Origin of the sequence: Microcystis sp. LE19-131.1A (assembly GCF_027532015.1) — a bacterium.
Lineage (GTDB): Bacteria > Cyanobacteriota > Cyanobacteriia > Cyanobacteriales > Microcystaceae > Microcystis > Microcystis ichthyoblabe_A.
In genome coordinates, this window is the sequence record NZ_JAPZSS010000029.1 from 1 (window position 1) to 1,270 (window position 1,270).

3 protein-coding genes are annotated in these 1,270 nt (G+C 43.6%); all 3 read right to left on the reverse strand.

Annotated features, from left to right (window positions below; all coding sequences use genetic code 11):
* A partial coding sequence (locus tag O9323_RS02390; protein ID WP_502846417.1) for an IS1634 family transposase N-terminal domain-related protein occupies positions 1–297 on the reverse strand: 297 nt, incomplete at its 3' end.
* A gap of 115 nt (positions 298–412) precedes the next feature.
* Positions 413–1,039, reverse strand: a complete 627-nt coding sequence (locus O9323_RS02395; RefSeq protein ID WP_002756525.1) for a F0F1 ATP synthase subunit beta — start codon at positions 1,037–1,039, stop codon at positions 413–415.
* Positions 1,040–1,177: 138 nt separating this feature from the next.
* Positions 1,178–1,270, reverse strand: a 93-nt coding sequence (locus tag O9323_RS02400; protein ID WP_288124639.1) for a zinc-ribbon domain-containing protein, incomplete at its 5' end; no start/stop codon positions are given.

Here is a 1,270-nt window from a genome sequence, read left to right on the forward strand (position 1 = left end):
GATTCGTGAGGATTTTTCACTGATTATTTTATCTAAACCTAATTTTTTAATCGTCTCTAAAATAGCCATCACATGACCATGAGGAAGACTTCTAATCACTTCAAAATGATTGGGAATGCCTTCAGTCATGGACAGTGTTGCCCCTTTAAGAGCCAGTTTCAAATTGTCGATAATATCATCGGGTAATTTTGAGAGATTGGCCAGGGTTCTTTTTTTGACTTGATCTCCTTCTCGGTAGGACTCCCGAAGAAGAACGGCGGGAGGAGAATTACGGTTAGGAACTTTTTCTATATACATGGCTATCATTCTAGCAAAGGGAGAGAATTCTTGTCCATTAAGAAATGTTACAAATTACATGGGTATATTAAGAAAAGTTAAGGGGGTGCATCCATTGATGGATAAGGGTTTTCAGCTATTGTGGTATATATGTATTGGGGAAGTTCAGGTATAAATCTAGGGCTTCTCGACATCGCTCCCCAATTCCACAGAAGATACTAATTCCCTGATCTTGCTTGACGATGTTATGAATCATTTCGGTAATCAAAACCGTCTTACCAACACCCGCTCCGCCAAATAATCCTGCTTTCCCCCCCCGTTCCAACGGGACAAGCACGTCTATGGCTTTAATGCCGGTTTTGAGAATCTCCGAGCTAGTGGTTCGCTCGTACAGGGGAGTCGGATTTGCATAAATTGAACGCCATTCTCCCTCAGCTATCTGTTCTTGTCCGTCAATTGTTTCCCCAAATATATTCAACATCCTGCCGAGCAACCTCTCGTCCACTGGAACTCGCAGGGGATGACCCGTATCGATGACTGGAGAACCGCGAGCTAAACCGGCTGTTGGCTTCAGTGAAATGGCCAGTACCAGTTGGGAGTTAAGATGGGCCACAACTTCCATCGCTACACTGCCATCTTCTCCGGCCTGAAGTTGGCTATGAAGTTCTGGCAGCCTTTGGGAAAAATAGACATCAATGATGCTTCCTCGCACTGACACTACAGAGTCAGCGTTGAGTTTGTTAATATCTCGTTGATCGTTCATCGAAAAATTGGCTCTGAAACCCCGTCTTTTTAGGACGGCTTGATATTACAATCTAGATGGTCGCTCACCGCCCCAGTCCATTAATATAAACAAAATTTTGCCCGAAAAGGAGTTATAGATTTAGCTAAACAGGTTTTATTACTGTAACTGATGACCACAGCTACTACAAAAGCGATCGGTTGCCGCTACTTTTGCCCCGCATTGACTACAAAATCGCGTTTTACTGACGGT

What these genes read in the sequence shown, in the direction of transcription:
- O9323_RS02395 (WP_002756525.1), bottom strand. Translation starts at nt 1,039, where the DNA reads ATGAACGATCAACGAGATATTAACAAACTCAACGCTGACTCTGTAGTG.